The 24,029-nt window shown below is 65.2% G+C and carries 23 protein-coding genes; 11 read left to right on the top strand and 12 right to left on the bottom strand.

Annotation, left to right across the window (positions count from 1 at the left end; genetic code table 11):
• Positions 1-136 precede the first annotated feature (136 nt).
• A complete protein-coding gene (locus DVS29_RS28115; RefSeq protein WP_240655820.1) occupies positions 137-712 on the top strand; it encodes a hypothetical protein in 576 nt (191 codons plus the stop codon).
• On the top strand, positions 709-1,221 hold the full coding sequence (locus tag DVS29_RS28110; RefSeq protein ID WP_118183810.1) for a hypothetical protein: 513 nt from the start codon (positions 709-711) through the stop codon (positions 1,219-1,221). The genes DVS29_RS28115 and DVS29_RS28110 overlap by 4 nt, the downstream gene beginning before the upstream one ends.
• 99 nt (positions 1,222-1,320) lie before the next feature.
• Here the strand turns inward: DVS29_RS28110 and DVS29_RS28105 are convergent, their stop codons facing one another.
• Complete coding sequence (locus tag DVS29_RS28105; protein WP_118183809.1) at positions 1,321-2,667, bottom strand: ABC transporter ATP-binding protein; 1,347 nt, start codon at positions 2,665-2,667, stop codon at positions 1,321-1,323.
• A 20-nt stretch (positions 2,668-2,687) separates the two neighbouring features.
• On the bottom strand, positions 2,688-4,439 hold the full coding sequence (locus DVS29_RS28100; protein ID WP_118183808.1) for an ABC transporter permease: 1,752 nt from the start codon (positions 4,437-4,439) through the stop codon (positions 2,688-2,690).
• 624 nt (positions 4,440-5,063) lie between these two features.
• On the opposite strand from DVS29_RS28100, the gene DVS29_RS28095 reads away from it, so the two are divergent.
• Together DVS29_RS28095 and DVS29_RS28090 are read left to right on the top strand one after the other, a co-directional pair.
• A complete protein-coding gene (locus tag DVS29_RS28095; protein ID WP_118183807.1) occupies positions 5,064-6,743 on the top strand; it encodes a sensor domain-containing diguanylate cyclase in 1,680 nt (559 codons plus the stop codon).
• A 127-nt stretch (positions 6,744-6,870) separates the two neighbouring features.
• The gene (locus DVS29_RS28090) at positions 6,871-7,137 is read left to right on the top strand and encodes a double-stranded DNA-specific endonuclease (protein WP_118183806.1); all 267 of its coding nucleotides are present in this window, start codon (positions 6,871-6,873) and stop codon (positions 7,135-7,137) included.
• A gap of 75 nt (positions 7,138-7,212) precedes the next feature.
• Here DVS29_RS28090 and DVS29_RS28085 read toward each other — a convergent pair whose 3' ends face one another.
• Together DVS29_RS28085 and DVS29_RS28080 are read right to left on the bottom strand one after the other, a co-directional pair.
• Positions 7,213-8,529, bottom strand: a complete 1,317-nt coding sequence (locus DVS29_RS28085; protein WP_118183805.1) for an ATP-binding protein — start codon at positions 8,527-8,529, stop codon at positions 7,213-7,215.
• Entirely contained in the window at positions 8,513-9,238 is a 726-nt protein-coding gene (locus tag DVS29_RS28080; protein WP_118183804.1) for a response regulator, read from the bottom strand. The genes DVS29_RS28085 and DVS29_RS28080 overlap by 17 nt, the downstream gene beginning before the upstream one ends.
• A gap of 230 nt (positions 9,239-9,468) precedes the next feature.
• Here DVS29_RS28080 and DVS29_RS28075 point away from each other — a divergent pair, with 230 nt between their 5' ends.
• Positions 9,469-10,056, top strand: coding sequence for a periplasmic heavy metal sensor (locus DVS29_RS28075; RefSeq protein ID WP_118183803.1), 588 nt, complete (start codon positions 9,469-9,471; stop codon positions 10,054-10,056).
• A 138-nt stretch (positions 10,057-10,194) separates the two neighbouring features.
• Here DVS29_RS28075 and DVS29_RS28070 read toward each other — a convergent pair whose 3' ends face one another.
• Positions 10,195-10,893: a pirin family protein gene (locus DVS29_RS28070; RefSeq protein ID WP_118183802.1), complete on the bottom strand. Its 699-nt coding sequence runs from the start codon at positions 10,891-10,893 to the stop codon at positions 10,195-10,197.
• Between the two features lie 490 nt (positions 10,894-11,383).
• Between DVS29_RS28070 and DVS29_RS28065 the strand changes: the two genes are divergently transcribed.
• The 4 genes from DVS29_RS28065 (at position 11,384) to DVS29_RS28050 (ending at position 15,464) form a co-directional block, all read left to right on the top strand.
• Positions 11,384-12,070 (top strand): ABC transporter permease, encoded by a 687-nt coding sequence (locus tag DVS29_RS28065; protein ID WP_118183801.1) that lies wholly within the window; start codon positions 11,384-11,386, stop codon positions 12,068-12,070.
• 78 nt (positions 12,071-12,148) lie between these two features.
• Positions 12,149-12,862 (top strand): ABC transporter permease, encoded by a 714-nt coding sequence (locus DVS29_RS28060; RefSeq protein ID WP_118183800.1) that lies wholly within the window; start codon positions 12,149-12,151, stop codon positions 12,860-12,862.
• 97 nt (positions 12,863-12,959) lie between these two features.
• Positions 12,960-13,739 (top strand): ABC transporter ATP-binding protein, encoded by a 780-nt coding sequence (locus DVS29_RS28055; RefSeq protein WP_118183799.1) that lies wholly within the window; start codon positions 12,960-12,962, stop codon positions 13,737-13,739.
• 618 nt (positions 13,740-14,357) lie between these two features.
• Positions 14,358-15,464 (top strand): porin, encoded by a 1,107-nt coding sequence (locus DVS29_RS28050; RefSeq protein ID WP_164708004.1) that lies wholly within the window; start codon positions 14,358-14,360, stop codon positions 15,462-15,464.
• Between the two features lie 231 nt (positions 15,465-15,695).
• On the opposite strand, the gene glnK is transcribed toward DVS29_RS28050, so the two are convergent.
• Positions 15,696-16,034, bottom strand: coding sequence for a P-II family nitrogen regulator (gene glnK / locus DVS29_RS28045; protein WP_118183797.1), 339 nt, complete (start codon positions 16,032-16,034; stop codon positions 15,696-15,698).
• Positions 16,035-16,106: 72 nt separating this feature from the next.
• Complete coding sequence (locus DVS29_RS28040; protein WP_118183796.1) at positions 16,107-17,795, bottom strand: NAD+ synthase; 1,689 nt, start codon at positions 17,793-17,795, stop codon at positions 16,107-16,109.
• 134 nt (positions 17,796-17,929) lie between these two features.
• Here DVS29_RS28040 and DVS29_RS28035 point away from each other — a divergent pair, with 134 nt between their 5' ends.
• Both DVS29_RS28035 and DVS29_RS28030 read left to right on the top strand, forming a co-directional pair.
• The gene (locus tag DVS29_RS28035) at positions 17,930-19,099 is read left to right on the top strand and encodes a GNAT family N-acetyltransferase (protein ID WP_118183795.1); all 1,170 of its coding nucleotides are present in this window, start codon (positions 17,930-17,932) and stop codon (positions 19,097-19,099) included.
• Between the two features lie 9 nt (positions 19,100-19,108).
• The gene (locus DVS29_RS28030; RefSeq protein ID WP_118183794.1) at positions 19,109-19,450 is read left to right on the top strand and encodes a GIY-YIG nuclease family protein; all 342 of its coding nucleotides are present in this window, start codon (positions 19,109-19,111) and stop codon (positions 19,448-19,450) included.
• Between the two features lie 43 nt (positions 19,451-19,493).
• Here the strand turns inward: DVS29_RS28030 and DVS29_RS28025 are convergent, their stop codons facing one another.
• From DVS29_RS28025 to DVS29_RS28005, 5 genes are all read right to left on the bottom strand, one after another.
• Entirely contained in the window at positions 19,494-20,591 is a 1,098-nt protein-coding gene (locus DVS29_RS28025; protein WP_118183793.1) for a CobW family GTP-binding protein, read from the bottom strand.
• Between the two features lie 14 nt (positions 20,592-20,605).
• Positions 20,606-21,580, bottom strand: coding sequence for an MBL fold metallo-hydrolase (locus DVS29_RS28020; RefSeq protein WP_118183851.1), 975 nt, complete (start codon positions 21,578-21,580; stop codon positions 20,606-20,608).
• 126 nt (positions 21,581-21,706) lie between these two features.
• Entirely contained in the window at positions 21,707-22,930 is a 1,224-nt protein-coding gene (locus DVS29_RS28015; RefSeq protein ID WP_118183792.1) for a type II toxin-antitoxin system HipA family toxin, read from the bottom strand.
• A complete protein-coding gene (locus DVS29_RS28010; protein ID WP_118183791.1) occupies positions 22,927-23,265 on the bottom strand; it encodes a helix-turn-helix transcriptional regulator in 339 nt (112 codons plus the stop codon). Before DVS29_RS28010 ends, DVS29_RS28015 begins: the two co-directional genes overlap by 4 nt.
• Positions 23,266-23,466: 201 nt before the next feature.
• Positions 23,467-24,029, bottom strand: a 563-nt coding sequence (locus DVS29_RS28005) for an RNA-guided endonuclease InsQ/TnpB family protein (protein ID WP_164708003.1), incomplete at its 5' end; no start/stop codon positions are given.

Raw genomic sequence — 24,029 nt, 5'->3', positions numbered from 1 at the left:
TCCCATTCACAAATTCCATGCTGCACAATGCGGCAGCGATACGCGCGGCACGGCGCGGCGCGCGCGTGACACGGGTCTCGCGCCAGCCATCCGCGCGTCGCACTGAAACATCCGCACCAGGCAAGAGACAGGGAAAATGCACAACACGACGCACCGGTTCGCCAGTCATCGGCCCTTCACCGCATGGCGTTCCGGCGCCATCGCCATCGCGACGCTCGCCGCGGCAGCCGTGGCCACGCTGAGCGGCTGCAGCTCGCTGTACACCGAGGGCGCGACGGCAAGCGCCGGTATCGCCGGCGCGGCCATCGCCGCGAAGGTCACGAACAACGCCGCGGTCGCCACCGGCATCGGTCTTGGCGCGGTCGCGGCGGCACGAGCCGGCGTGCAGTACAGCGAACGCGTAGTACACCGGAATACCCAGGACATGATCGCCACCGCCGCGGGCCCGCTCGACGTCGGCGCGGTCGCGCCATGGAGCGTCACGCACACGGTGCCGATCGAAGCCGACGAGCACGGCCGCGTCACGGTGAGCCGCACGATCAGCACCGGCCCGCTCGACTGCAAGGAGATCGTGTTCTCCGTCGATCGCCCCGCCACGAAAGATGCGGCCGCATCGAGCGCGTTCTACGTCGCGTCGATCTGTCGCGACGGCAACGTGTGGAAGTGGGCGTCGGCGGAACCGGCCACCGAACGCTGGGGCTCGCTGCAATGAAGACGCGCGTGATGCTGTCAGCGCTCGCCGCCCTGGCGTGCGCCGGCGCGGGCCTCGGGCTCTCCGGCTGCTCGTCGATCGGCGCCGCGAGCGGCGCGGTCGCAGGTGTCGCCACTGGCGCCGTGACCGCGAATCCGGCGGTCGGCTTCGGTGTCGGCATTGCCGTGCAGGCCGCCACGGACGAAGCCGTGAACTACTACTCGCGCACGATGCACGAAGATCAGCAGAATGCGATCGCAGCGCTCGTCGGCGGCATGCCGGTGGGCGATTCGAAGCCGTGGCGGGTCAAGCACAGGTTGCCGGTCGAGAACGGTCACGGCGAGGTGCGCGTCACGCGCGCGTTCAACACCTCGCTCGCGATCTGCAAGGAGTTCGCGTTCTCGGTCGTGGATGGCGAGAAGCCGGATTCGAAGGTGTACTGGTTCACCGCCAGCGCCTGCCAGCAGGCCACGGGCTGGAAGTGGGCGTCGGCGGAGCCTGCGGTCGACCGCTGGGGCACGCTGCAGTAACGTCGCGCGCGTATCCCGCTTCAGATGCGGAAACGGCGGCTCGCGGCCGCCGTTTGGTCTTGCGTCGCGCTCGCCTTTGCGCGGCGAGCGGTGCCTCGATCAGGACTCGACGTCCTCGAGGCTGAAGATTTCCGTCTGGTCGTTGTACGAGAAGATCTCGCCATAACGGCCCCAGTTGATCACCGCGTCGAGCGTCTCTTCCGCCGCGTTGTCGGACAGGAAGTCTTCCAGTTCCTGCTCGAAGCGCACGCGCGGCGCGCGATGCCCCGGCCGCTCGTTCAGCACCTTCTTGATCCGCGCCGCGAGCGGCACGTGCTTGAGCAGGTGATCGGCGAACATCAGCTTGCGTTCCTGCGTGCCGAATTCCGCGAACACGCGCGCGGGCGGCGTCAGGAAAATGTCGCCCTCGCGCACGTCGGCAAAGCCGAGATGCTGCAGCACTTCGGCGATCGGGAACAGATCGTCCACCTCGAGATGCAGCGAACGCGCGATTTCCGGCATGTCCGCGCGGCCATGGTACGGTGCGGCCGCCAGCGTCTCGATCAGACCGGCCATCAGGTTGGTCGACACATGCGGCAGCCACGAACCGGGCTCCAGTCCCTTCTTCGTCGTCTCGCCGGTCTGGCGCGCCGTCATCTTTGCGTAGATGTCGTCCACCAGCTTGCGGAACGCCGGATCCAGACGGTTGCGCGGATGCTTGAACGGCACCTTGATCTCGGCAATCACGCGCCCCGGGTTCGACGACAGCACCAGGATGCGGTCGCACATGAACACCGCTTCCTCGATGTTGTGCGTGACGATCAGTACCGACTTGATCGGCATGCGCCCTTGCGTCCACAGGTCCAGCAGGTCGGTACGCAGCGTCTCGGCCGTCAGCACGTCGAGCGCGGAGAACGGCTCGTCCATCAGCAGCAGCGTCGGATCGACCACCAGCGCCCGCGCAAAACCCACACGCTGGCGCATGCCGCCCGACAACTCGCGCGGGTATGCATTCTCGAAACCGTCGAGACCGATCAGGTCGATCGCGGCCAGCGCGCGCTCGCGGCGTTCGCGCGCGCCGACGCCGAGCGCTTCCAGCCCCGCTTCCACGTTCTGCAGCACGGTCAGCCACGGGAACAGCGCGAAGGTCTGGAACACCATCGCGACGCCTTCGGCCGGACCATCGAGCGGCTTGCCCTTGTAGGTCACGGTGCCGTCGGTCGGCTCGATCAGGCCGGCGATGATGCGCAGCAGCGTCGACTTGCCCGAGCCCGAACGGCCGAGCAGCCCGACGATCTCGCCTTCGCGCAGCTGCAGGTTCGCGCCATCGAGCACCAGCAGCTCGCCCTGGCTCTTGTTAAAACCGCGGCACACGTCCTTGACGTTGAGGATTTCCTCGCCGAGGCGCGGTGGCATCGGCGGCGTCTGCACGGGTGCGGCGGCGGGAGAGACTTTAGGATTTTGCATCGCGGTTTGCCTCAAGGACTTCAGTCGAGACGGAGCTTCGACTCGGCATAGGCGTACATCGGACGCCACAGCAGACGGTTGAACAACGTCACCAGCAGCGACATCACGGCGATGCCGAGGATGATCTTCGGGTAGTCGCCGTCGGCGGTGGTCTGCGCGATGTATGCGCCCAGCCCGTGCGCGACGACCTTGGTGTTGCCCCACTGCACCGCCTCGGCGACGATGCTCGCATTCCACGCGCCACCCGACGCGGTGATCGCGCCGGTCACGTAGTACGGGAAGATGCCCGGCAGCATTGCCTGCTTCCACCACTGCCAGCCACGGATGCGGAAGTTCGCCGACGCTTCCTTGTAGTCGTTCGGATACGCGGACGCGCCTGCAATCACGTTGAACAGGATATACCACTGCGTACCGAGCACGATCAGCGGCGACAGCCACACATCGGCGTTCAGGTTGAACTTCACGATCACAATCACGAACACCGGGAACAGCAGGTTCGCCGGGAACGCCGCGAGGAACTGCGCGAGCGGCTGGACCTTTTCGGCAAGCGCCGGTCGTAGCCCGATCAGCACGCCGACCGGCACCCACACCACCGAGGCGATCGCGATCAGCACAATGACCCGCAACAGCGTGATCAGGCCGAGCACGAACACGTGGCCCACCTCGCCCATCGTCACGCCGGTGCGCACATACGACACCACCCGGAACACGACGTAGAGCGTGACGACGATCACGATCGCCGACCAGACGATGTCGCCGATCTTCGACGGCTTCCTGTTGGGCTCGCCGGCAAAGCCGACCTGCTGCAGCGTCGGCAGTTGCAGCGGAATGCGCGCCGCGCGGGCGAACAGCCAGCCGACGGGCACGAGCAGACGGTGAATCAGCCGCGTGCGGCGGATCAGGTCGAGCAGCCACGACTCGGGGGCGTCCCCCGAACTCGTGTTCTCCATGCGGAACTTGTCGGCCCATGCGACGAGCGGACGGAACAGGAACTGGTCGTATGCGAGGATCACGACCGTCATCGTGAGAATCACCCAGCCGATCGCAGCGAGATTCTTGTCCGAGATGGCCTGCGCCAGGTACGCGCCGATACCCGGCAGCGTGATCGTGTTGTTGCCGACGGTGATGGCCTCCGACGCGACGACGAAGAACCAGCCGCCCGACATCGACATCATCATGTTCCAGATCAGGCCCGGCATCGAGAACGGCACTTCGAGCTTCCAGAAGCGCTGCCACGCGGTGAGGTGAAAGCCGCGCGACACTTCATCGAGATCGCGCGGCACCGTGCGCAGCGACTGATAGAAGCTGAACGTCATGTTCCAGGCCTGGCTCGTGAAGATCGCGAAGATCGCGGCGAGCTCGGCGCCCAGCACGCGCGACGGAAACAGCGCGATGAAGAACGTGACCGTAAACGAAATGTAGCCGAGCACCGGCACCGACTGCAGGATGTCGAGGATCGGCACCAGCACCTGGCCCGCGCGGCGGCTCTTCGCCGCAAGCGTGCCGTAGACCAGCGTAAACACGAGCGACGCGACCATCGCCGCGAGCATGCGCAGCGTGGTGCGCATCGCGTACTCGGGCAGGTTCGAAGGATCAAGCGAGATGGCCTGGGTCTTCAGTGTCGAGATCGGCGCGAGCGTCTGGTGAAACCCGACGGTGGCCATCGCGAGCGCGCAGATGATCAGCGGGAACGCGACGAAGTCCCAGCGGTTCGGCAGTACACGCCATGCGGACGCATTGGCCGTGCGATTCAGGTTGAAGCTGAAATCCATCAGGCGCCCTCCCCGCAGGCGTAGGCCGGCAGGCGCGCGCACACGACCGGCACGAGCCGGGCGGCGGGCGTTGCAAGGCAGTCGAAAGATCGGTCCGGAAAGCGGAAATCAGGCATGACAGAACGCATGAGCGCAGAAATTCGTTAGCGTTGATGGCGCGCTGGCCGGCTCGGATCGAGCGCGGATTCGGACCGCCCCCCCGGCGGCCGCGGACGCTGCCCAGGAGGGCGGCGCAGCTTTCCTTGTTTTGGACGGCACGACAGTACTACAACCTGTGTTTCAGGCACAACCTTTCGGGCTCAAATCGTCCGCGCGGACGGCGTTTCCGCGCGGATCCGCCAGCCCGGCGTCGCGCCCGGGCCACATCGGCGCGTTCAGGGCGAAAGACGGGCGCCCGGAAAGCGCTTCCATTTCCGCGCGGCATCTGGAAGCCAGCGCGGGATAGTCGACAATACGCTCGCGCGACGCCCCGCACGGTTAAAATCGCAAAAGAGAGACACGGCCCCTTGCCGCGAGGTCGAACGCCGCCTGGCCAGGCGGATGCGCCGCCCGATCCATCGACCGGCGCCACGTCCGGCTGCCCGCGCGCCCCCGCTGTATCAGACAGGACGGATCAGAGAGCCGATGAACAGGACTTCCTTGCGTCAGGCAACCGGGCCGATCAGCTTCCTCGCGATGCTGATCGCGTGCTGGTTCGTGGCCGGCCTGATCGCCGACCGCATGGTCCGGCAGGAGCTGGACGCCACGCTGCGTACGGAACACCAGATGTCCAGTTCGATCGTCGATAACATGGCCGAGGTCATCGCCAGCGACCTCGCGATGTCGCGCTCGATCCCGGGCACGATGGCCGAGATGGGCCTGATCCAGCACGCGCTGACGCAATCGCAGGACTACGCCGTGAGCGGCGCGACCACGGAAACCGCGCTGCGCACCGCGCTCGTCGGGCGCACCGATCTCACTGCCGTGAACAGCTTCCTGCGCGACGCGCAGGGCTTCTCCGGGCTCGACACCATCTGGCTTGTCAACGCGAACGGCATCTGCATCGCATCGAGCAACTCGGACTCCGAACACACGTTCGTCGGCCGCGACATGCGCACGCGCCACTACATCTCGCAGGTGCTGCTCGGCGCGTTCGCTGAAAACTACGGCGTGGGCCGCGAAACCGGCGAGCCCGGCATCTTCATCGCCGCGCCCGTCTACGACGACGGCATGCTCGTCGGCGCGGTGGTCGCGAAAGTCGGCATCGCGCGGCTGCGGCACTGGGTCGCGCACGCGGGCACCTTCGTCGCCGACGATAAGGGCGTCGTCATCATGGCGCACAACAGCGCGCTCGAAGGCCGCGCGCTGCCGGACGCCGCCGTGCTCAAGATGAGCCCGACGGACCGGATGAGCACCTACAAGCGCAGCGACTTCCCCACCCTGCAGATCCACAGCGCGAACGAAGACGAACACCGGCAGGCGCCCTGGATACCGGCGTCGCTCTGGTCGCAGCTCGTCACCACGCCGCATCTGAATACGCCCGCCATGTACCAGGAGCGGATCGGCCTGAATTCGGGCCTCTCCGCGCATCTCGTCGACCCCGTGGCCGCGTGGCCCGATCTGCTCGCGAACCATCGGCGCGATCGCCTGCTCGTGTTCCTGACGATGGCGGGCGTGGTCGGCCTTGCGTGGGTGATCTCGGTGTCGTGGGCGCGCGAGCGCCGTCACCATCGAGCGACGCGCGACCTCGCCGACCAGCTGACGTCCGCCAACGCGCTGCTCTCCGCCGAAGCGCGCCACGACGCGCTGACGGGCGCGCTGTCGCGCCGCTACTTCCTCGATCTGCTCAAGCGCGAGATCGACCAGGCTCGCGCGAACGGCGAACCGCTGTGCATGGCGATCGCCGACCTCGACCACTTCAAGCAGATCAACGACCGCTTCGGTCACGCAATCGGCGACCGAGCGCTCGAACACTTCGTCGAGAGCTGCCGCGCGGAGCTGCGCGCGAGCGATGCGATCGGGCGGCTGGGCGGCGAGGAGTTCGGCATCCTGCTGCCGTCCACCAAGCTCTCGGCCGGGCACGAGGCTGTCGAGCGTCTGCGGATGCGGGTGAAGACGTTGCAGTCGACGAAGCTGCCGGCGTCGACTGGCTTGAGCGTCAGCATCGGCATCACGGAGCTCAACGCGGACGATCTGCCCGAGCGGCTGATGAGCCGCGCGGACCAGGCGCTCTACGCAGCGAAGTCCGGCGGCCGCGACCGCACCGAAGCCGTGCCGCCCGACGACAGCGCACCGACCGCGCGCACGGCCGCCGCACTCACCTGACGCGTCGCCGCTGAAATCTCACGAACGGGAAGGACCGCACGAAGAACACCCGATGCATCCCGCGATCAACAGGTATGATGGGCTTTCGTCAGAACGTTGGTGAATACCGCTTGAACGGGAGAGTCGCATGAAGGGCAATCTGATCATCGTCTGCCGCGATCAGGACGCAGATGCGTTCGATCATCTGCTCGCCGAGTATGGCGCGTTCCAGACGCGTCTATCGTCGACGGCCTGGTACCTGAAGCTCGATGTCGCGCCGGAAGTGATCCAGGAAGAGATCCTGACCCGTCTTGGCAAGTACACAACGCATTACATCTTCGAAGCGGAATCGGCCACGTGGAATACCGTGGACAGCGAGGCGGCCACCGCGCTCAATACACTGTTCGCGGAGTAACGGAGCAGCGCGCAACCGCCGGAGCATGAGCGCGCGCCGCGCCGTTGCAGCGAGGCGCGGCCCACCCTCACCCTGTCACCACGCCACTTCGGACGCCGGCGCCGTGCGCGGCATCGCCTGCATCGGGAAGGTCATCAGCACGCGCAGCCCGCGGCCGTCGTAATTGCCGATCTGCCATTCTCCACCCGCGCGGCGCACGAGCCGCTCGACGATCGCGAGCCCCAAACCGCTGTGCCCATTGCCGCCACGCGCCGGGTCGAGCCGCACGAACGGCCGGCTCGCGTTGAGCAGATCCTGCGCGGCAATGCCCTTGCCGTTGTCGCTGATCGATAGCGTATAGCCGCCGGCCGTGCGCGCGGTTTCGACGACCACCGGCGGCGCGCCGTACGCGTGCGCATTGTCGATCAGGTTCGACAGGATGCGCTCCAACGTGGCGGCCGGCAGCCGGAAGCCGGGACCCGCGGCGAGCTCCGTACGCACGGTCGGCGCGCCGGCGGCCACCGCGCGGTAGCTGCGCACGACGCGCTCGCACTGCGCGTCGACTTCGACCGGCTCGCTGCGGTCCGCGCCATCGTGTGCGAACACCAGGAATTGATCGACGATGTGCGCCATCGAATCGACGTCGCGCACCACGCCCTCGCGCACCTTCGCTTCGTCCATCATCTCGGCGCGCAGCCGCAGCCGCGCGAGCGGCGTCTTCAGATCGTGCGCGACGCCGGCGAGCATCACCGCGCGGTCGTTCTCGGTGCGCGACACCTCCTGCACCATCTGGTTGAAGCCGTGCGTGAGCTGCTTGAGTTCGCGCGGTCCGCGCTCGGGCACGGGCGGCACCGGCAGGCCGCGGCCGAAGCGCGTGACCGCCTGCGCGAGCGAACGCAGCGGCTGCTGCAGCTGCCATGCGAGGAACAGCGCCGCCATCACCGCGACCGTGAAGATGATCACGAGCCACAGCACCATGCGGTCCACCGAGCGCGGCGGACGCAAAGGCTGCACCGGCACGACGATCCACTTCTGATCGCTCGTGGCGCGCACCCACAGCATGGGCGGCTTGCCCGGCGGGCCGACCCGCACGAGCGTGCCCGGCGGCATGCGGTCGCGCACGTCTTCGAGGAAGCGGCTGAGCGGCGTGCCGGCTTCGGGCATCTCGGTCGGCACGACGCTGTCCGCCGGATCGACGAGCTTCACGCGCGACGGCAGCGGCTGGTCCGGCTCGCGCGCGACGTGCTGGCGCACCGCGTCGACGAGGAACACGGCTTCTTCGACGGCATAGCGGGTTTGCAGCTGGCTGCGTTCGAGCCGCATCAGCGCGAACCAGGCGAAATGCGACATCAGCAGGACGGCGACGACGAGGAGTGCCAGCCGTCCGAACAACGAATCAATTGGACGCCGCATGTTGCTCGCCGTCAGGCACGAAGACATAACCGCGGCCCCGCACCGTCTGGATGAAACGCGGCGTGGAGGGATCGGTTTCGAGAATGCGGCGCAGGCGCCAGACCTGCACGTCGATGCCGCGATCGGTGCCGTCGTACTCCGGACCGTGCAGCAGTTCGAGCAGGCGCTCGCGGGTGAGCGTGCGCATCGGGTGATTCACGAAGATCTTCAGGAGCGCGAACTCGCTGCCCGACAGCGTGAGCGGCTTGCCTTCCTGATGCAGCGTGCGCGACTGGAAATCCAGCGTGAAGCGGCCGAACGTAAACGGCTCGCGCTGCTCGGGGGCCGCTGCCGACGGCAGGGTGCGGCGCCGGCGCAGCACCGCCTGCACGCGCGCCAGCAGTTCGCGCGGATTGAACGGCTTGCCAAGATAGTCGTCCGCGCCGAGTTCCAGACCGACGATGCGGTCCACGTCGTCCGCGCGGGCGGTCAGCATGATCACGGGGATGTCGTCGCCCGACGCGCGCAGCTTGCGCAGCGCGGTCAAGCCGTCCACGCCCGGCATCATCAGGTCCAGCACGATCAGGTCGGGCCGTTCGCGTTCGAGCCGGCGTTCGAGCGAGCCGGCGTCATGCAGCACCGATACTTCGATGCCTTGCCGGGCCAGATAGTCGCGCAGCAGATCGCGCAGTTCGACGTCGTCATCGACGACCAGGATTTGGGTACTCATGGGACGAAGTTTAGCGCGATGGGTTGAGGGAACTCGATGACAAGCCTGTCCAAGAGGTTACGGGGTGTTACGACGAAAGCGGGGAGTAATGTTGCGTAATACCGACAATTGTCCACGTAACACGCCGCACGATCACCCCCTCTACGCTTCGACTTACCGGATCCGGACCGTCCCTTGTGAGCGGATGTGCACCACCGGCCCGTCCATTCCAAGCAACGAGGAGCATCACCATGTTCAAGACAACATCGCGTTATCTCGCCATCGCCGTGGCCTCGGTCGCGCTCAGCATCGGTGCCGCCGGCTATGCCGCGGCCCAGCAGTCCCAGATGCCGATGCAGGGCGCCGGCCACGACGGCGGCCACTTCATGCATCACCACCATGGTCATCACATGATGGAAGAGCTCAACCGCGTGCACGGCTGGCTCAATCTGAACGCGAGCCAGGAAAAGCTCTGGCAGAACGCGGTCGACACAATGAAGCAGGCGCACGAAACGGAGCACGCCACGCACGAGCAGATGCACCAGCAGATGCAGGCCATGCAGCAGCAGCCGATTCTCGACATGAACGCGCTGCACGCGGCGCATGAAAAGGCCGAGCGTCAGCACGAGCAACTGCGCGAACAGACCGCGAAGGCATGGCTCACGCTGTACAACTCGCTGAACGACCAGCAGAAGACCATCGTCAGCACGGTGATCAAGCAGCACTTCGCGGAAATGGAAGCGCGCCACGATCGCATGCAGAAGATGCACGAGATGTGGCAGCAGCATCACAAGGATGGCCAGGCGCCGCAAGCTCCGGCGTCGGCGACCAACCAGTAAGCTGCGGTTGAAGCCGGCGTTCGGGGTGCGGGTGAGTTCGACGTAGATCTGACCCGCCCGCGCTTCCGCGCGATCCATAAGGAAAAAAGCCACAGGCGCGCTGCCTGTGGCTTTTTGTTTCCAGCGCAACGAGCTGGTTTAAGCAAGATCGAACAGCAGCACTTCGGCGGCGTGGCCGTCGGTGAGCGTCACCTTCGACTCGTCGCTGATCATCACGGCGTCGCCATGTTCGAGCGTCTGACCATTCACCGTCAGCGCGCCGCGCGCGACGTGCAGGTACACGCGCCGCCCGGCCGGCACGGCGAATTCCGCACGCTCGTCGCCATCGAAAAGACCGGCGTGGATCGATGCGTCCGAATGGATCGTCACCGACCCGTCGCGCCCGTCCGGCGACGCAACGAGGCGCAGCTGCCCGCGCTTGTCCTCGTTCGTGAAGCGCTTCTCCTCGTAGCCCGGGGGATCGTTGCGCCGCTTCGGCAGGATCCAGATCTGCAGCAGATGCAGCGGGTCCTCTTTCGACGCGTTGAACTCGCTGTGCATCACGCCTGTGCCCGCGCTCATCCGCTGCACGTCGCCCGGGCGAATCGTCGAGCCGTTGCCCATGCTGTCGCGATGCGACAGCGCGCCGTCCAGCACGTACGTGACGATCTCCATGTCGCGATGGCCGTGCGTGCCGAAACCGCGGCCGGCGGCAATCACGTCTTCGTTGATCACCCGCAGCGGGCCGAACTGCATGTGGTTCTCGTCGAAGTAGTCGGCAAACGAGAAGCTGTGGAACGAATCGAGCCAGCCGTGGTTGGCATGGCCGCGCTCGGCGGAACGTCGGATCTCGAACATGGAAGGCTCCGTGAAATTGGCGATGACCTGAATGTATGGGCACGGCGGGTCCGGAACAATCCGCGCAGGCGCACCGAACTGTTCCGCCGGTGCATGCAATGCGCGCGTGCCGCCCGATGCTCGCTGGATGGCCGGGGTTACGGTCCGGGTTACGGTCCGACAGGCACATCGGGCCCCGTCTGCGCCAGACTGCAGCAGCACGCGCAGCATGAGTTTCGCTGGCGTTCGAATGCGGTTCGGGTAAAATACCGCGCTTTTCGGTCGGACACGGCGCGCGCCGCCCTATTCCGAAAGGGCCGGACGGGGCTATCGAAACATCGCCGGATGCGATGCGTTCATCGCCTTGCACGGCAGCGACGGGGCGCGATCCGCCAATTTTGACCACCTAGAATAGCGACGGCCGGCCAGCCGGTTCCGAAGCCACTCCTCGAAGCGAAGCGCCGATCCGCCTCCTTCGGGTCGCAAACCACAGCGCCGTCAAGGACCGCATATGCTCCAAGGCTACGGCCCGCTGATCCTCGCGGGCACCTGGCAGACCGTCAAACTCGCGGTCCTGTCGCTCGCGTTCGCTTTCGTGCTGGGCCTGATCGGCGCGGCGGCGAAACTGTCGAAGAACCGGCTCACCCACGGCGCCGGCACGGTGTACACGACGCTGATCCGCGGCGTCCCCGATCTCGTGCTGATGCTGCTGCTGTTCTACGGCATCCAGATCTGGCTCAACAACCTGACCGACCTGCTCGGCTGGGACCAGATCGACATCGATCCTTTCGTGGCCGGCGTGATCGTGCTCGGCTTCATCTACGGCGCGTACTTCACCGAAACCTTCCGCGGCGCGTTTCTCGCGGTGCCGCGCGGCCAGCTCGAAGCCGGTCACGCGTACGGCATGTCGAACTGGCAGGTGTTCAGCCGCATCATGTTCCCGCAGATGATGCGTCACGCGCTGCCCGGCATCGGCAACAACTGGCAGGTGATGGTGAAGGCGACGGCGCTCGTGTCGATCATCGGTCTCGCGGACGTCGTGAAGGCATCGCAGGACGCCGGCAAGGGCACGCTGCGGTTCTTCTTCTTCACGCTGCTGGCGGGTGCGATCTACCTCGTGATCACGACGGTGTCGAACTTCGTGCTGATGTACCTCGAGCGGCGCTACTCGACGGGCGTGCGCAGGGCGGACCTGTAGGTCCGGCCGCCGCAACCGTCGCCCGCGTTCCATCGCCCCGCTCAACCGGACAGACCAGCCGGACCAAGGCCCAAGACCATGCTCGAACTGATCCAGCAATACTGGCGCAACTATCTCTTCACCGACGGCTACCGCCTGACGGGCGTCGTCATCACGCTGTGGCTGCTGGTCGTCTCCATCGGCCTCGGCTTCTGCCTGTCGGTGCCGTTATCAGTTGCGCGGGTGTCGAAGAAGAAGTGGCTCGCCAGCCTCGTGTGGCTGTATACGTACGTGTTCCGCGGCACGCCGCTCTACGTGCAGCTGCTGCTCTGCTACACGGGCCTCTACAGCCTCGACATCATCCGCAACCACGAACTCACCAACGCGTTCTTCCGCGACGGCATGCACTGCACGCTGCTCGCGTTCACGCTGAACACCTGCGCGTATACAACAGAGATCTTCGCCGGCGCGATCAAGGCGACGCCCTATGGCGAGATCGAGGCGGCGCGCGCGTACGGCATGTCGTCTTTCACGCTGTACCGCCGCGTGATCCTGCCGTCGGCGTTGCGCCGCGCACTGCCCTACTACAGCAACGAAGTGATCCTGATGCTGCACGCAACCACGGTCGCGTTCACGGCAACCGTGCCCGACATCCTGAAGGTTGCGCGCGACGTCAACTCCGCCACGTATCAGTCGTTCGGCGCGTTCGGCATCGCGGCGCTGCTGTACCTGCTGATCTCGTTCACGCTCGTGTGGCTGTTCCGCCGCGCCGAGCACCGCTGGCTCGCCTATCTGCGGCCGCAGGGCAAGTGAAGCGACGCGTCATGCCTTCGGTCGCGCCGCACCGCACACTTTCGTCCGCTCATGTCCGCTCATGTCCGCTCCTGATAGCAAGTAGTCAAGGACCCAGATGAATTCCCAGATGCAAAAGCTTTTCGTCGACGATCTTCATAAACAGTACGGCGACAACGAAGTCCTGAAAGGCGTATCGCTGAAAGCGAACGCCGGCGACGTGATCAGCGTGATCGGCTCGTCGGGTTCGGGCAAGAGCACGATGCTTCGCTGCATCAACTTCCTCGAGCAGCCGAACGCCGGTCGCATCTTCGTGGATCGCGAAGAAGTCCGCACGATGAAGGACAAGCAAGGCGCGTTGCGCGTCGCGGACCAGAAGCAGTTGCAACGGATGCGCACGAAGCTTGCGATGGTGTTCCAGCACTTCAATCTGTGGGCGCACATGAACGTGCTCGAAAACGTGATCGAAGCGCCGTTGCATGTGCTGGGGCTGTCGCGCAAGGAAGCGGAAGACCGCGCGCGCGAATATCTCGAGAAAGTCGGTCTCGCGCCGCGCGTCGAGAAGCAGTATCCGTCGCATCTGTCGGGTGGCCAGCAGCAGCGCGTCGCGATTGCACGCGCGCTCGCAATGCATCCCGACGTGATGCTTTTCGACGAGCCGACTTCGGCACTCGATCCCGAACTCGTCGGGGAAGTGCTGAAGGTGATGCAGAAGCTCGCCGAGGAAGGCCGCACGATGATCGTCGTCACGCACGAAATGAGTTTCGCGCGCAACGTTTCGAACCACGTGATGTTTCTGCACCAGGGACGCGTCGAGGAAGAAGGTCACCCGAGCGAAGTGTTCGGCAACACGAAGAGCGAACGCCTCAAACAGTTCCTGTCGGGCAGCCTTAAATAGACAATGAAGTCGTGACCGTGAGCACATTCGCTCTGGACCGGAAAATGTAGTCAAAGTAGTATTACAAGGCGCTTTCATAGCGCCTTTTTTATGACCGGCCCGGACCGCCGCGCCCCAGGTAATTACCCGTATCCGATGCTTCGTCGTCCCAAATCTGGAGACGTCCGCGCGGTGTCGCGGTCTACTCTGGACGAATTGCATCGTCAATAGTGGCAATCCTTAGGGGTCCTCCCCCTAAAGCCCCATGCCCTTGACACACAAGGGTTTTAGCGTGATTCCACGTACTCCCCACAACCCTGTCCCAGGAACGGTATTGCAATTTGGCGACACCTCCTTGCGCCGACGAGAAAATTCTTCGCCCACCGAAGGTATTTTTGATAAATTAGTAACCAAAGTAGCAAAACAAAGTTCATTAAAAGTAGTTTCACTTCAAAAGCACAGGAGACCGGTCAGCGAGGGATCGGAAGACGTACAGATGGCCGACGAGGCCGCGCGTCCGCAAACGCAGTCCGACACCCGTGTGACCCTTCCCGTCTTGACGGTTCCTGCTCGGCGCCTCTGGCGGCCGGGCACCACTCGCAGTACTGGGTTATTCCTTGACAGGGTATGGAGGAGAAGATGAAGAAAGCTTTGCTAGCCGCTGCACTGATGTCGGCCGGGGTGATCGCGCATGCGCAAAGCAGCGTGACGCTGTATGGTCGCCTCGACGCAGGTATCGAGTACATGAGCGGCCTGTCGAACGCAGCTGGCACTGGTACGGCTTCGCGCTGGCGCCTGGAAAGCGGCGACTGGGGTACGAGCCTGTGGGGCTTGAAGGGCGCTGAAGACATCGGTGGTGGCAACAAGGTGCTGTTCCAGTTGGAAGGCAGCTTCAGCACCGCGACCGGCTCGCTCGGCTCGGCTGGCTCGATCTGGAATCGCTGGGCAACCGTCGGTATGTCGAACGACCAGTTCGGTACGCTGCTGCTCGGCCGTGAACTGTTCATCTCGAACGGCGTGTGGGACTTCGATCCGTTCGGTCAGTCGAACTGGTCGTCGGCATCGCTGGTTCGTGGCCGCAACTGGCCGCAATCGAGCAACAACGTGTCGTACCAGTCGCCGAAGATCGCCGGCTTCGACGTGTACGGCCAGTACGCGCTGTCGAACGCCACGAGCTGGAACGGCAACGGCACGACGTCGCAAGGTCGTGAAGACGGCCTGCAACTCACCTACACGAACTCGCTGTTCCAGGTTCGTGGCCTGTACGACGAAATCCGCAACGCAAACGGCCAGCTGAACAACCCGTTCACGGCTTCGCGTGAGTACTTCGCCGGCGTGAACGTGTTCCTCGGCCAGTTCAAGATTCAGGGCGTGTACCAGGCTTCGCGTACGTCGGGTATGACCGGCACGGCATATGGCACGCCGACGACGACGAATCAGGAATGGGGTGGTGTGACGTGGCAGGCTACGCCGGCTGCAGCCCTCATCGGCGCGGTCTACCACGTGAACGCGAACAACGGTGGCGGCAACGCGAACATCTTCACGATCGGTGGCTCGTACAACCTGTCGAAGCGCACGCTGCTGGACATCCAGATCGCTCACATGACCAACAGCAAGACGGCCAACTTCGGTCTGGACGCGAATGCTGAAGGCGCTGGCGGCGGCACGGGTTCGTCGTACAACGAAAATCCGCCGCTTGGCCACAGCCAGTCGGGCGTGTACGCCGGTATCCAGCACTCGTTCTAATCGACGGGTCTTGCTGACAGAACAGATGTAGAGAAGTTTTCACGCTGCTGCGAGAGGCGCGTATCGGTGCGGTACCCGAAAGGGTATCGCACCGTTTTTTATTGCAGCAGAAAAAGCGCGCAAGCGCTCGTGTGCGACGCGCCCTGCCCTCAAACGACGCGTGGCGTGACGCGATGCAGACGATGCACCGCGTCACGCCACGCGTTGCCGGTCGAGAAAAGAAGCGTTCGCTCAGACGGCCGCTTCGTTCTCCTCGCCCGTGCGGATGCGGATCACCCGCTCCACTTCCGCGACGAAGATCTTGCCGTCGCCGATCTTGCCGGTGCGCGCCGCGCCGATGATCGCGTCGATCACCTGATCGGTCTGGTTGTCCGCGACCACGACCTCGATCTTCATCTTCGGCAGGAAATCGACGACGTACTCGGCGCCGCGATACAGCTCGGTGTGCCCCTTCTGGCGGCCGAAGCCCTTGACCTCGGTGACCGTCAGGCCGGTGAGCCCGACTTCGGCCAGCGCTTCGCGCACTTCGTCCAGCTTGAACGGTTTGATGATGGCGGTGATGCGTTTCATGGCGTGCCTCGTCTCGTTTGTCTCAGTGGTCAGTCGTGGAAATCGACAGGTTGGAGCGCGTGCGCGGCCGGCTTACTCGACCGGTTCCGTGTAGCGCGACGTGATCGGATAGCGCCAGTCGCGGCCGAAGGCGCGATGCGTGACGCGAATGCCGATCGGCGCCTGGCGGCGCTTGTATTCGTTGATCTTGATGAGGCGCGTGACGCGCTTCACGTCGTCCGGCGCATAACCGGCCGCGACGATCTCCGCGAGCGAGCGGTCCTCTTCCATGTACATCCGCATGATCGTGTCGAGCACCTCGTAAGGCGGCAGGCTGTCCTGGTCGGTCTGGTTCTCGCGCAGTTCCGCGGACGGCGCGCGCGTCAGGATCCGCTCGGGGATCACGTCGCGCGTGGCGAACGTCGTGGCCGCGTTGCGGTAGTGGCAGAGCCGGTACACGAGCGTCTTCGCGATGTCCTTGATCACCGCGAAACCGCCCGCCATGTCGCCGTACAGCGTGCAGTAGCCGACCGCCATCTCGCTCTTGTTGCCGGTGGTCAGCACGAGCGAGCCGAACTTGTTGGACAGCGCCATCAACAGCGTGCCGCGCACGCGCGCCTGGATGTTCTCTTCGGTCGCGTCTTCCTTGCGGCCTTCGAACTCCGCGGCCAGCGACTGGCGGAATGCGTCAAACATCGGCGCGATTGCGATCTCGTCGTAGCGCACGCCGACGCGGCGCGCCATGTCCGCGGCGTCCGTGGTCGAAATATCCGCCGTGTAGCGCGACGGCATCATCACCGCGCGCACACGGTCGGCGCCGAGCGCATCGCAGGCAACGGCCAGCACCAGCGCCGAATCGACGCCGCCCGACAAGCCGATGATCGCGCCCGGGAAGCCGTTCTTGCCGATGTAGTCGCGCACGCCGAGCACGAGCGCCGCGTACACCTGCGCCTCGATCGGCTGCTCCGGCGCGACTTCGCCGCGCACGGGCTGCGCGCCATCGAACTCGACGATGCGCGTTTCCTCGACGAACTGCGGCATCTTCGCGACGACCTCGCCTGCTGCATCGAGCACGAACGAGCCGCCGTCGAACACCAGTTCGTCCTGGCCGCCCACCATGTTCACGTAGATCATCGGCAGGCTCGTTTCGCGGATTCGCGCGCGCAGAATGTCGACCCGCACCGCTTCCTTGTTCAGGTGGTACGGCGAGCCGTTCGGGATCAGGAGCACCTGTGCGCCCGCCGACTTCGCGAGCTGCGCCGCCGACGCATGCCACGCGTCCTCGCAGATCACGAGGCCGTAGCGCGTGCCGTCGAGGTCGAACACGAACGGTTTCGGGTCCGCCGCGAAGTAGCGCTTTTCATCGAACACCTCGGTGTTCGGCAGCTCCTGCTTCAGGTACGTCCCCACGATCTTGCCGTCGACGATCAGCGACGCCGCGTTGAACGTATCGAGCGGCGGGAGCCCGCGCTCGATCGGCGCGTTTGCATTACCATGGCCGTTCGCTGCGTCCCGGTGCGGGTGACCGACCACGACGTGCAGGCCGGCAAACGGCGCGAGCTGGCGCGCGAGGTCGTCGAGCGCGACTGCGCTCGCGGCATAGAACGCCGGGCGCAGCAGCAGGTCTTCGGGCGGATAGCCGGACAGCGCGAGCTCCGGCGCGAGCAGCAGCTTCGCACCATCGTTGTGCGCGGCACGTGCCGCGGCGACGATCTTCGCGACGTTGCCGGCAAAGTCGCCGACCGTGACGTTGAGTTGGGCTAGAGCGATTCGGGTCTTCATGGCAGGGTCAGGTGCAGGCGCGCGGCCTGCCGGATACGACGTCCGGTGCCGCGAGAGCCGCTTCGAGACGGATCAATGGGCATCGTGCCGCGCGAAGCGGCGCGACGTCGAACAGAGTGAAACGGCTACACAGATTGAACCAGCAACGCTTTGATTATCGCACGGGCATTCTGGCGTCGCCGCTGGAAGTCGATGCGGCCGAATGGAACGCGCTGCTCGCGAGCCAGGCGCAGCCCACGCCGTTCCTGCGCCACGAGTTCCTGAGCGCGCTGGAGGCGACCCGCTGCGCGGTCGCCGATGCCGGCTGGCAGGCGCAGTTCGTCACGCTCACCGACGGGCGCACGGGCCGGCTCGCGGCCGCCGCGCCGGTCTACCTGAAGGGCCACTCGTACGGCGAGTACGTGTTCGACTGGGCGTGGGCCGACGCGTACCGGCGCAACGGCGTCGAGTACTACCCGAAGCTGCTGTGCGCGGTGCCGTTCACGCCGGTGCAGGGCACCCGCCTGATGGCCGCGAACGACCACGCGCTACGTCATCTCGCGGCCACGCTGCTCGCGTTCGCCGAGCAGGCGGACGTGTCGTCGCTGCACGTGCTGTTTCCAACGGAACGCGAAGCCGGTGCGCTGACGGAACTCGGCATGATGAAGCGCGAAGGCGTGCAGTTTCACTGGCTCAACGACGGCTATCGCGACTTCGACGAATTCCTCTCCACGCTCGAACAGAAGAAGCGCAAGAACATCCGCGCGGAGCGCCGCAAGGTGCGCGAAGCGGGCGTCACGTTCCGCCGCGTGCGCGGCGAAGATGCGACGGACGCCGACTGGCGTTTCTTTTCGAAGTGCTACCGGCAGACCTATCGCGAACACTTCTCGAGTCCGTACCTGAACCTCGATTTCTTTCGCATGATCGGCGAGACGATGCCGCAGAATCTGCTGCTCGTGATCGCCGAGCGCGAAGGCAAACCGATCGCGAGCTCGCTCGTCGTCTACCAGCGCGACGACGCATCCGGCGGCACGCTGTACGGCCGTTACTGGGGCGCGCTCGAACACGTACCGTGTCTGCACTTCGAAACCGCGTACTACCAGCCGCTCGAGTTCTGCATCGAGGCGAAGCTCGGTGTATTCGAAGGCGGCGCGCAAGGCGAGCACAAGATGGCGCGCGGCTTCATGCCCACGGTCACGCGCTCCGCGCACTGGCTCGCGCATCCGGCGTTCGCGGACGCAGTCGCGAAGTTTCTCGACGGCGAGAGCAATCACATCCACGCGTATGTCGACGAACTGCGCGAACACAACCCGTTCAAGAGCTGACGCGCCGCGATGGCCTGGTTCCTGTACCTGATCGAATGCGCAGACGGTAGCGTCTACACCGGCATCACGACCGACGTCGACGCGCGCTTTGCCGCCCATGCCAGCGGCACGGGCGCACGCTATACGCGCTCGCGCAAGCCGCTGCGCGTGCTCGCGTCGTTCGAGCTCGCGGGTCGCGCGAGCGCATCGCGCGCGGAGTATTGGGTGAAGCGCCTCACGCCCGCGCAGAAGCGCGCGCTCGCGGCGGGCGAACGGACGCTGGATTCGGTGGTGCCGGCAGTTGTGGACCCAGATGCCGACGTGGATAACGTTGACGTCGGACCTGGCGAGGCGGCGCCAACCGCGGGTTGACCGCATCCGCACTGCTGCGACCCGCTGCGATCCGCTGCAATCGTTACCCCGCCCTCACCGCGGGCCGGCAGCCGAAATGCGCGAACGTATCGGTCACCACATGTTGCGGCAGACCCTGCACGATAAAAACGATGCGCGTACGCCGATCGTCGTCGGGCCATCGGTTGAGGCGCAACGGTTCGTGCAGCAGCTGCTGGACACCATGCACGACCACCGGCGCTGCTTCGCCGATGAAGCAGCAGATGCCCTTCACCCGCAGGATCTGCTCGCCGTGATAGGCAAGCAGCACGGTTAGCGCGGTCTCGACGGCCTCGGCGGGCAGCGCTTCGTCGAAGGTCAGCGAGAACGTGCTGATGTCGGGATGCATCCGGCGCTGCGCCGCGATGCCGTTCAGCGCGGCAGATTCCGATGGTTCGCTTGCGGCCTGCGCGTCGTCGTCGCGCTCGTCGTCCCGCGCTTCCAGCACCGCGCGCGGCAGCAGCGGCTGACGTGCCGCGCCCAGCCACGCGGACACCGTTCGCGGCGCGAGCATGCCGATGAAACCAGCGGCATCGAGTTCGCCGTCCGACACCTGCAGACGAGGCGCGGCAACATTGAGCGCATCGAGCGCCGCACCAAGCGCGTCGAGCAAAGCCGCATCCGCGAGGTCGGCCTTCGTGATCAGCAGCCGGTCCGCACACGCGGCCTGCTGACGCGCCTCCTCGTGCCGTTCGAGCTGGCTCGCGCCATGCACGCCATCGACGACCGCAATGACGCCATCGAGCGTCACGCGCGCTTCGAGCCGCTCGTCGCCGAGCAGCTCGGACAGTACCGGTCCCGGCCGCGCGAGCCCCGTCGTCTCCACCCAGACACGCTCGAAAGGCGGAATCTCGCCGCGATCGCGGCGTTCGATCAGCGCGTCGAGCGTATCGGACAGTTCGCCGCGCACGCCGCAGCAGAGGCAACCGTTCTCGAGCAGCGCGATGGTCGCGTCGCGGGTCGTACCGAGCAGCAGATGATCGAGCCCGATTGCGCCCATTTCATTGACGACGACCGCGCAGCGCGCCATCGACGGCTGCGCGAGCAGACGGTTCAGCACGGTAGTCTTGCCCGCGCCGAGGAAGCCCGTCAGCAGCGTGACGGGAATGCGCTGGTCCGGCATGGCGGCAGGCTCGCTCACACTTCCATCAGATCCCGGCCGATGACGATCTGGCCGCTGAAGTCCTTGCGCACGTCCGCGGCCCACATGTCGTCGGTGACCGACGGATCGGCGCCGGGCACGAAATGACTCAGCACCAGCGTCTTCACGCCGGCCGCGGCTGCGATCTTGCCGACCTGTTCGGTCGTGGTGTGGCTGCGCAGCAGATGGTCGCGCAGCGTCGGCGCGTTGTCGGCGGTCCTGATCAGCTTTTCGAGCGCGGGCAGATACATCACCTCGTGAACGAGTACGTCGGCGCCCTTCGCGAAAGTGGCGAGCGGCTCGTAGTAGCGCGTATCGCCGGAAAACACGATGGTGCGGTCGCGCGTCTCGAAGCGATACGCAAACGCGGGCTTGATCGTGTAGTGATCGACCAGTGCCGACGTGACGCGCACCTGATCGTTCTCGAGCACGACGCGCGGACCGTCGAACTCGTGCACGTTGATCAGCGGCTTGAATGCCGGCCTGCCCTCTTCGCGCATCCGCACGTCGAGATCGATCTCGTTCATGTCGATGAAGTCGTCGACCATCTTCGCGATGCGCGGCGGACCGTACAGGTTGACCGGGGTCTTCAGACCGCTCGCCCAGGCGAGAAACACGAGGTTCAGCAGATCGGCGTTGTGATCCGAGTGGTGGTGCGTGAGGAAGATGTCGCGCACCATCGGCAGCTTGACGCCCGCTTTCGTCAGTTGCAGCGCGACGCCGTTACCGCAGTCGATCACGTACGGCTGGCCATCGACGAGCAGCACGTTCGCCGGCGCCGCGCGCAATGCCGACGGCGTGGGGCCGCCTTTGGTGCCGAGCAGGATCAGCTTCGTGCCGCGCGTGGATGTGCCTGCGGTCGTCGCGGGTGCGTTGCCGGGCGTCGCGTCTTGCGCCGTCTGCGCCTGCGCGTCGGTCGATGCGAGCCACGGCAGCGAAGCGCTGCTGGCCGCGGTCACCGCGACACGCATGAAATCACGTCGGGAACGTCCAAAGCGCTGATCGTCGGCCATGCGGGCTTCTCCTTGCGATGCGGGCGGGAACCGGAAGAGCCCACATTATGGGGGAATGTGGAGCTGGGTTGATACATGCTCCGGTCAGCGCATTCGAGCCCGGTTTGCTTCCACGGCCTTCACCATGTCGTTCAAGGTTGCGCCGGAGATCGGGTAGTCCGCTGCTTTGGCCCGCAGTTGCCCTGCCGCGTCGGTCAATCTGTCGATCACGGCCGCCGCCGAAGGCGCGCGAATGCCCGTCATCTCCGCGAGGCGCAGCAGATGCGCCCGCGCAGGTGCGCGCGCTTCGCCGCAGATGTCCAGTTGATGCTCTCCCGCCGGACCACGGTTGAATGTCGTGTCGTATGCCGGCGCGATGCGCCATTGACCGCCTTGCTCGAGGCGGAAGGAAAAGTTCTTCGAGTGATCGTCGCGGTTGTTGAACACGACGTTGAACACGCACCGCTCGAAGAGCACTTCGACCTCGCGCATGTCGCCAGTGACGAGGCGAGCGATCCGCAGCAGGTTCACGTAGTCGAGCGTGGGCCGGCGAAAGTCGGCGTGCGCGACACCCGCCGCCGTGTGCACCGGCACCCTCATGCCGGCATGGCGATCGAAACGCTCGATACCGAAGGCCGAACCTCGGGAGCCGAGATCGAAGTAGCGGGTCGAGGGCATGTCGATCCCGCATTCGCGCGCGATATCCGAGTACAGCTTTTCGACTGCGCAGACTTCCGGCGACTCGGCTTGAGCGGGAAACTTCACGAGCCACGGAACGCCGGGAGCATCGTTCGTATTCCACATGTGATTGCCGGCCGGGTCGACATTGACCAGGACTTTCGGCCTGGCGCCGTGTGGCGAGCCGCCCATCAGGATCAGTTCGCGCAGGAGCTGCTCGCCGTCGCCGCTGACCACCTCCTTGACCTCGTCGGCGATCGTGTGAAGATCGACGTCCGCCAGCACCAGAGGCGCCTCGCTCTCGGGCGCGTAAGTCAGTGCGCCCATTCCGCGGTGGCCGACCACCGCGAGCCTGTCGAGCGGCGACACGGCGTACTGGTCGATGCCGCGCTTGCGAAACAACCGGTCCATCAGCAGCATGCCCCAGCCATCCGGCAGGCTGTCGCTCACCAGCCCCGGCAGACCATGCTGGTGCGCCGGGAAGTCGCCGAGCGCGTCGGCCTGCAAAGCCAGCTTGAATGGCGATAACTCCAGCCCACGATCGAGCGCTGCATGCGTGTATTCGAACAGGATCTGCTGCCCGTCATCCGCCAGCACGCCGAGGTCGAATCGCTCACCCCAGCCTTCGTAGATCACTCGCAGCCGTTTCATCGAGTGTCTTCGCGCGGCGTTGCTCTGGCCGCGCCTGACCTGCGCTTAGGCGCGCGTTGCCGCTCCTTGCTGGCCGCTTCCATTGCGCGGATCGAATGGATCTTAAGCTCGAAAATGTTTTCCAGATCGGCCGCGCGTCCTAGCGCCTGAGCGACACGCAGCAAGGTATCGAGCGTGGCCTGGCCACCCAGTTCGAAGTTGCGCAGCGCACGCTGCGACACACCGGCGCGCGCCGCCAGTTCGGCCTGAGAAAGCGACTGCTGCAAGCGCAGCGCCCGGAGCCGCTGTGCAAGCGCCTTGCCGATTTCCTCCGCCGATGCGAGATCGAAAAGCATGCTTGCCCTCGTTCTTAACAGGCAATATTATGCCTCTTAAATCCGAAAATCGCAATCAACAGGCAGATTTCTGCCTGTTATAAAACCGCCTCGCTTAGAGTACGGAAGGTCCCGCTACGCCCGCTCGAACCTTGGGCACCCTCGTCATCCTCAAAACAAAAACGCTCCCGAAGGAGCGTCTTTTTGACATCCTCCCGCGGCCTAAAGGCCGGAGATTCCTACGGCGCTCACCCCGGCGTCGAGCCGGAATGAGCCGCTTCGGCGGGTTCCTGCTGCTGGCGACTCTGCTGCATCGCTCACTTCACGGGCGAACCGGGCGTGTCCCGCCCTTAGAACATTGATCGCGCCGACTACATCGGCGTTTTCCTCAAAGCCACACTCCACGCACGCGAACCGCGCCTGCGTCTGCCGGTTGTCCGCCGACACATGATCGCAGCACGGACAGGTGCGGCTCGTGTTCCGTGGCGGTACGGCGACGAGCCAGCCGCCGTGCCACGCCAGCTTGTAGTCCAGTTGGCGGCGGAACTCGAACCAGCCCTGATCGAGGATGGATCTGTTCAGCCCGGACTTGCCCCTGACCTGCTTTCCCGGTTGTTCGGCATTGCCCGTGGCGGACCTGGACATGTTCCGCACCTGCAAGTCCTCGATACACACCATCGCGTGGTTTTGGCTGATCGTGGTTGAGCACTTGTGCAGGTAGTCGCGGCGAGCGTTGCCAATGCGGGAATGAATACGCTGGACGCGGGCTTTCGCCTTCTTCCAGT

Origin of the sequence: Paraburkholderia phosphatilytica (genome assembly GCF_003443895.1) — a bacterium.
Lineage (GTDB): Bacteria > Pseudomonadota > Gammaproteobacteria > Burkholderiales > Burkholderiaceae > Paraburkholderia > Paraburkholderia phosphatilytica.
The sequence above is the reverse complement of the archived record's forward strand: the minus strand, read 5'-3'. Positions and strand labels throughout refer to the sequence as shown.